This is a genomic window from Streptomyces sp. NPDC004561 (genome assembly GCF_053602155.1).
This window is the reverse complement of record NZ_JBSGDB010000482.1, coordinates 1-6411: the sequence shown is the minus strand read 5'-3', so window position 1 is coordinate 6411 and position 6411 is coordinate 1. Positions and strand designations below refer to the sequence as shown.

Sequence of the window (6411 nt, the reverse complement as noted above, 5' to 3'; positions counted from 1 at the left end):
GGCCGGCGCACCGGCCTCTTCCGTCTCCTGGGTCGCAGCGACCGCTGCGGCCTCTTCGGCCTCCGCGGCCTCGTCGGCGGCGACGGCCTCCGTGACCTCGTCGGTGTCCGCGGCCGGTATGGCCGGGAGGGTGACCTCCTCGGGCGCCTCGGTGGCCGTGGCGGGCGGACCCGCCGGGCGGGAGGCGGCACGGCGACGCCTGCGCGGCGGCAGGGTGTCGCTGGGAGTGTTCAGTTCGGAACCCTCGATGGGTTCGGTCGGCTCGAGCATGCGGGCGTTTCTCCCGTCAGGCTCCCGGGCGCCGCGCCTGGTCCGGCGGCGGTCATCAGTGACCGTCCGCCGTTGACGTCCGCGGCCCGCGTGGTACGCGGTGGCCGCCGTCCGGGGCGCGGGCGCCGCACGGGAGCACTCTGTGTCCTGTCTCGCCGGTTCCGTACGCCTTGTCGGTACGGCCTGGCGAAAGTCTTCTGGTCGGTGCGCTGCCCGACCCAGGTGGCTCCCGAGTACGAGGGCGGCGCTACGACGTCCGTCCCTACACGGGACCTTCCGGCATCGGCGCCGTCGCGGCGGCCGCCGGTACGGCCGTCAGGGCCTCGGCTGCCTCGCGGTCGGGCGCGAGCGGGTCGGTCACCGTGCCGGTCTCTTCATCGAACAGCCCCTGCGCCAGCCTGGTCACCGCTGCGGGGACCGGCGGCGCCAGGTCGGCCACGGCGCGGAGACCGGACAGGACGTCGTCGGGTCGTACGGCAGGCGTCACGTGCCGAACAACCAGCCGCAGTATCGCACAGGGCTGGTCGGTCGGCCTATCAGCCGGCGTACCGTGCGTTTCCAGGCTCGCCACGGCCGGGCGGGCGTCGAAGGTACGGACGCCGTTCTTGGTCATCCGCTGCACCTCGACGGTCTCGGCCCCGTTGAAGGCCGCGACCGCGCGCTCGGCGTCGGCCGGGGCGACGCCGTCCAGCCGCAGCTCCCAGACGGAAGCCGTGAGCCGGTCGGCGAGGCCCGAGGTCCGCGCCTCGACCGCCTCGATGACGTCGAGCCCGGCGGGCAGCGACTCGTCGAGGAGGACGCGCAGCGGCTCCGGGTCACGCGCCTCGGTGAGCGCGATCTCCAGATACTCCGCCTCACTGCCCGTGCCGGTGGGTGCGGCATTGGCGTACGACACCTTCGGGTGCGGCGTGAACCCGGCCGAGTACGCCATGGGCACCTCGGCGCGGCGCAGCGCACGCTCGAAGGCGCGCTGGAAGTCTCGGTGGCTGGTGAACCTCAGGCGGCCGCGCTTGGTGTAGCGCAGTCGGATGCGCTGCACCGCGGGTGCGGGCGGCGGGCCTTCGGGCTGTCGCTTGCCCAGTGTCCTAGTCCTTCGTGAGAGCGGTCGTACTGCTACCAAGAGTACGTGCCGCGGGCCCCTGAGGTTCCCGCCGGTCCACCGCGGCCTGCTGCCGGGGCTCGCCGAAGAGCGCGCGCCGGACGTCGGCGCGGGCCTGCCGCACGGTGTCGCGGGCGGCGGCCAGCGCGTCGCGGGCGGCCCGTCCCACCACGCGTGCGCCCGCGGCGGCGGGCCGCAGGACGGCGTCCCGTACGACGTGGCCGACCGGGGTGAGGACGATCCGGTACACCCAGCGCACCGGATCCACGAAGATCGACCGGAAGAGGGTCCCGAGCACCCGCCCGACGGCCCGCGAGAGGTGCCCGGCGACCCGCCAGGCGTGCCCGAGGGCCTCCCCCACCTCCCGTGCGACGACGGCCAGCACCCGGCCGGCGGGCGCGAGCACCCAGCGCCAGAGGGCGAGGGCGGGCAGTACGAGGAGGACGCGGCCGGTCCAGTACAGGGCGAGGCCGATGCCCTCGGCGAGCAGGGCGAGCAGCCTCCCGAGCCCCCGCACGCACCGGGCGAGCACCCGCCCGACCGGGGCGAGGACCCAGGTGAGGAGCCACAGGGCGGGGACCACCACCAGGTACCGGGCCAGCCATGCGACGGCCCGCCCGAGGGGCGTGAGCAGATCGCGGTGGATCCAGACCGCGGGGGCGACGACGAGCACCGTCCAGAGCCAGGCCAGCGCCTTGCCCAGGGGAACCAGCAGATACCGCCACAACCCCACCAGGGGCCACACGAACAGGACCCTGCCCGTCCACAGCAGCGCCCGCCCGAGCGGCCTGAAAACGGTGTCCCGCAGCAGCCGCCCGCCGGCCACGAGCGCGTCCCACACCACCCGCACCGGCACGACCAGGACGAGCACGACGATCCGCACCGGGATGCGGATCGCGACGACGAGGCATCCTTCGGGCTGCCGCGGTGGGAGCGGTTTCTGGACATCCATACCGGAGTAGACGCCCGGGCCGCCCGTTCGGATGCGCTACGTCATGCGGGCCTTGCGGTACTCCGGGTAGCGCGCCGTGAACTTGATCACGGCGACGAGCAGGACCACCGGGATCACCCAGTTGAACCAGTCGTCCATGGAGGGGACGCGGACGGCCAGCCAGGCCGAGAGGGCGATGAGGGCGAAGACCGTCCCCCAGGCCAGGCTCAGCACCCGGTTGACGTGCCGGAAGACGGGTGAGTCCCACAGTTCGCGGGGTGTCTGCTCGCGGGCGTACTGCGCCGTGAAGGGGTCCACGAACAGCGATCCCAGCGCGACGACGGCCACGATCCCGTTGGAGATGACCTGGGCGTAGGTCTCGACCCACAGGAGCTGCGAGCGGTTCAGGGCGAGCGCGAGGACGGTGAGCACGGCGAAGAACACGATGGCGACCATGTCGAGGATGTGGGTCCGCCCGTGGAGCATGTCCTGTCCCGACAGGACGATCGAGGCGATCAGCGCGGCGAGGGCCGCGTACTCCCAGGTGCTGGGCCCGGCGACCACGCCGAAGATGATCCAGGGCGCGAAGGAGAGGAACACGCCGCCCGTGCTGACGGGCTTCCTGGCCGGGGCCTTCGTCTCGGTCCGCTGTGTCATGGGAGTCCCTCCCGCCAGGGTGTCCGACCGGCCGCTTCTCCCCATCGTGCGGGCGCCGGCCCGGAATCGCATGCCGCCGCGGTGCGCCCCGCGCGGACCGCTCCTACCGTGGGAGCGGGCCGCTGCTGCCGAAAAGGACGCGGTCCGGAAGCGAGCGGGGGTGCCGGTTCGGTCCGCCCGGGAGCCGTCATGACCTACCGATTCAGCGAGAACGTCCAGTTCGACTACGAGGTCCGGCTCGCCCTGGGGTCGGTCTGGCGGCAGGGCGCCGACGCGGGCGAGGTGCTGGCGACCGCCTCCGCCGTGGCGGACGGGGACGGGGAGGCCTGGTTCGACGCCTGGGTGGGGCTGGGGCGCCGGGTGCGCGAACAGGCCGACCGCGGCGCGGCCGAGGGGCGGACGGTGAGCGCCCGGGACGCCTGTCTGCGCGCCGCCGGGTACTTCGGCACGGCCCTGGTGGGCGTCGACGCGGCCGCCGAGCCGGAGAAACGGCTGGCCGAGGTGTTCCCGGAGCACCGCGCGTGCTTCGACCGCTTCCTGCGGGCCTGGGACCCGCCGGCCGAGCCGGTCGCGATCCCGTACGAGGACACGTCCCTGCCGGGTTACCTGGTAGGCCCGCCCGGCGCTTCCGGTCCGCTGCCGACGCTGATCGCCAACAACGGCAGCGACGGCCCGATCAGCACCGCCTGGACGCTGCTCGGCGCGCCGGCCGTGGCCCGCGGCTACCGCGTCCTGCTCTTCGACGGCCCGGGCCAGCAGTCGATGCTCTTCGACCGGGGCGTGACCTTCCGGCCCGACTGGGAGAACGTCATCACCCCCGTCGTCGACCTCCTCCTCTCCCGGCCCGACGTCGATCCCCGCCGGATCGTCCTGGCCGGCATCAGCCAGGGCGGCTACTGGGTTCCGCGCGCCCTCGCCTTCGAGCACCGGATCGCCGCCGCGGTCGCCGACCCCGGGGTGGTCCGGGTGGCGGACAGCTGGTGGCCCAACCTCGGCGCGGAACTGCGTGACCTGTGGGAGGCCGGTGAGCGGGCCCTCTTCGACGGCTTCCTCAGGGAGGGCCTGAGCCAGGATCCGGCGCTCGCCGCGATGTGGCGCCGGCGGGCCAAGCCGTACGGCATCCGCTCGCCGTTCGACCTGCTGACGGAGGTCTCCCGGTACGACGTGACGCCCGTGGTGGACCGGATCGGCACGCCGTTGCTCGTCACCGACCCGGACGGGGAGCACTTCTGGCCCGGCGCCTCGCGGGAGTTGTACGGCCTGCTGCCCGGCCCCAAGGAGCTGGTCCGCTTCACCGAGGACGAGGGGGCGCATCTGCACTGCGAGCCCCTGGGGCGCGCCCTGTTCGAACAGCGCGTCTTCGACTGGCTGGACGGCCGGCTGGCCGCTCTCTAGCGCCGGGAGACCGCGCGGGGGTCGGCCGGGGCGGCCGTCGTGTCGGGCCGGGGGCGGAGGTGACGGGCCGTTAGGCTCGCGGTGCCCCTTTGCACCCGATCCCCACGGAGGGCACGACGGCGGAGAACGGTGGCCGGCGCCTGGTCAGAACCCTCACGTTCTGGCTGCGTCCTGCCTTCACGCTGAGGGTCATGGGCCGGTTCCAGCGGGTCGCGGGCTTCGACCGCTCCATGGGCCTCGCCTCCAGCGCCCTGACCGCGCTGGTCCCGCTCGCGATCATCGGCGCGACCGTGCTGAAGAGCGTCACGTCGTACGACGTCGCCGAGCACATCGTCAAGCGGTACGGGCTGACGGGAGCGGGCGCCTCCGCGGTCGACGCCCTGTTCTCCTCGGACCAGGAGAACACGAGCGGGGGTGTGTTCGGCGTGCTGTTCCTGGCCGTCTCGGCGCTGAGCTTCACCCGGGCCCTGCAACGTCTGTTCGAACAGACCTGGGAGCTCAAGCCCCTCAGCGTGCGCAACACCCGCAACGGTCTGTGGTGGCTGCTCTCCGCCACCTGCTACGCCCTGCTCAGCGCCCTGCTCCAGGCGGCCGTGCCGTCCGACAGCCGGGCGCACCTGATCGCCGTGGCCTGCGAGCTGCCGCTGACCGCCGTCTTCCTCGCCTGGAGCGGGGTCCTGCTGTCCGCCCGGCGCGTCGGCTGGCGCGACCAGATTCCCTTCGGCGTCACCGGGGCCGTCGCCACGGGGCTCTACTCCGTGGGCGCGACGATCTATCTGCCGCTCCTGTTCAACTCCTCGGCCAAGCGGTACGGGGTGGTGGGCGCGGTCTTCGCGATGATGTCGGCCCTCTTCGCGATCATGCTCGTCATCGTCGGGGCGGCCGTGGTGGGACGCGAGGTACGGGACGAGCTCGTCCGCATCGAACACGGTGAGCGCACGCCGGACGACGAGGTCCGCCGGCAGTGGGACGACGTCGTGGAGCAGACCCGGTCCCGCTGGCGCTCCGTCCGCCGGCAGGTCTCGCGCCACCGGCCCCCCGAGGACCCGCCCGCCCCCTGAGCCGGCTCACCCGCGCGGGGTGAGGCCCCGGGCGCGCCGTGGGCACAGGCTGGGGACGACACAGGCGGAGGCCGGCCCGCCTCGACACCCCCTAGTGAGTTGATCCGCATGAGTGCACACAGCGAAGGCCTCGACGAGATGGGCCCGGTCGACTACCTGGTCGTGGAGTTCCCGGGCCACCGCATGACGGGCGAGGGGCTGCCCCTGCTCGTGGATCTGGTCGACCGCGGCATCATCCGCGTCCTCGACCTCGTGTTCGTCCGCAAGGACAGCGACGGCACGGTCATCGCGGTCGACCTGGGCGACCTCGAGGGCGACGTGGACCTGACCGTGTTCGCCGGTGCCGCCTCCGGGCTGCTGGACCAGTCCGACCTCGACGAGGCCGGCACGGCGCTGGAGCCCGGAAACTCCGCGGCGATCCTCGTGTACGAGAACCTGTGGGCTGCGCCCCTGGCGGTGGCGCTCCGGCGGGGCGGCGCCCAGCTCGTCGCGGCCGGCCGTATCCCGGTCCAGGCGCTGATCGCGTCACTGGAGGAGGCCGAGTCCCGGGCCCCCGAAACCGCGTCGGCATCACCTCGGAGGTAAGACCATGCCCGGACTGCTTCGCGGTGTCGCACGCACCGCGGTCGTCGCCGGAACCGCCACGGCGGTGTCCAACCGTGTGTCACGCCGGCAGGCCGGCCGCTGGGCCGCCCAGGCCGAGCAGGAGGCCTATCCGCCGGCCGCGGCGCCTCCCCCGCCTCCCCCCGCGGCTCCGGCGGCACCCGCGCCGCCTCCGCCGTCCACCGAGGACGACATGACCGCCAAGATCAACCAGCTCAAGGAGCTCAACGAGCTGCGCAGCCAGGGCGTGCTCAGCGACGAGGAGTTCGCCGCGCAGAAGCGCGCCGTCCTCGGCTGACCGCACCACGAAGAAGGCGAGCGACGGGACGGCGTAGAGCACGGTGGTGAGGCCGAGGACGGGCGGGTAGATCCAGCGGAACCGCACGCACAGCTGG

At 73.5% G+C, this 6411-nt stretch carries 8 protein-coding genes and 1 pseudogene; 4 read left to right on the top strand and 5 right to left on the bottom strand.

Annotated elements, in window-relative coordinates; genetic code table 11:
• The 4 genes from ACWEN3_RS38460 to ACWEN3_RS38445 all read right to left on the bottom strand — a co-directional run.
• Nucleotides 1-270, bottom strand: a 270-nt coding sequence (locus tag ACWEN3_RS38460; protein ID WP_452980984.1) for a hypothetical protein, incomplete at its 3' end; no start/stop codon positions are given.
• A 262-nt stretch (nt 271-532) separates the two neighbouring features.
• Complete coding sequence (locus ACWEN3_RS38455) at nt 533-1309, bottom strand: TIGR03936 family radical SAM-associated protein (protein ID WP_452980981.1); 777 nt, start codon at nt 1307-1309, stop codon at nt 533-535.
• Nucleotides 1310-1355: 46 nt separating this feature from the next.
• The gene (locus ACWEN3_RS38450) at nt 1356-2321 is read right to left on the bottom strand and encodes a hypothetical protein (protein WP_452980978.1); all 966 of its coding nucleotides are present in this window, start codon (nt 2319-2321) and stop codon (nt 1356-1358) included.
• Between the two features lie 36 nt (nt 2322-2357).
• Nucleotides 2358-2957, bottom strand: a complete 600-nt coding sequence (locus tag ACWEN3_RS38445; protein WP_452980975.1) for a hypothetical protein — start codon at nt 2955-2957, stop codon at nt 2358-2360.
• Nucleotides 2958-3146: 189 nt separating this feature from the next.
• On the opposite strand from ACWEN3_RS38445, the gene ACWEN3_RS38440 reads away from it, so the two are divergent.
• The 4 genes from ACWEN3_RS38440 to ACWEN3_RS38425 all read left to right on the top strand — a co-directional run bounded on the left by ACWEN3_RS38440 (nt 3147) and on the right by ACWEN3_RS38425 (nt 6314).
• The gene (locus ACWEN3_RS38440) at nt 3147-4352 is read left to right on the top strand and encodes an alpha/beta hydrolase family protein (protein ID WP_452980972.1); all 1206 of its coding nucleotides are present in this window, start codon (nt 3147-3149) and stop codon (nt 4350-4352) included.
• 89 nt (nt 4353-4441) lie between these two features.
• Nucleotides 4442-5413 carry a YhjD/YihY/BrkB family envelope integrity protein gene (locus tag ACWEN3_RS38435; protein ID WP_452980969.1) on the top strand — a complete coding sequence of 324 codons (972 nt, stop codon included), beginning with the start codon at nt 4442-4444 and terminating at the stop codon, nt 5411-5413.
• Nucleotides 5414-5521: 108 nt separating this feature from the next.
• Nucleotides 5522-5998, top strand: a complete 477-nt coding sequence (locus ACWEN3_RS38430; RefSeq protein WP_452980968.1) for a DUF6325 family protein — start codon at nt 5522-5524, stop codon at nt 5996-5998.
• A 4-nt stretch (nt 5999-6002) separates the two neighbouring features.
• Nucleotides 6003-6314 carry an SHOCT domain-containing protein gene (locus ACWEN3_RS38425; protein ID WP_452980966.1) on the top strand — a complete coding sequence of 104 codons (312 nt, stop codon included), beginning with the start codon at nt 6003-6005 and terminating at the stop codon, nt 6312-6314.
• A gap of 3 nt (nt 6315-6317) precedes the next feature.
• Here the strand turns inward: ACWEN3_RS38425 and ACWEN3_RS38420 are convergent.
• Nucleotides 6318-6411: pseudogene (locus ACWEN3_RS38420) on the bottom strand (ABC transporter permease); the annotation flags it as partial.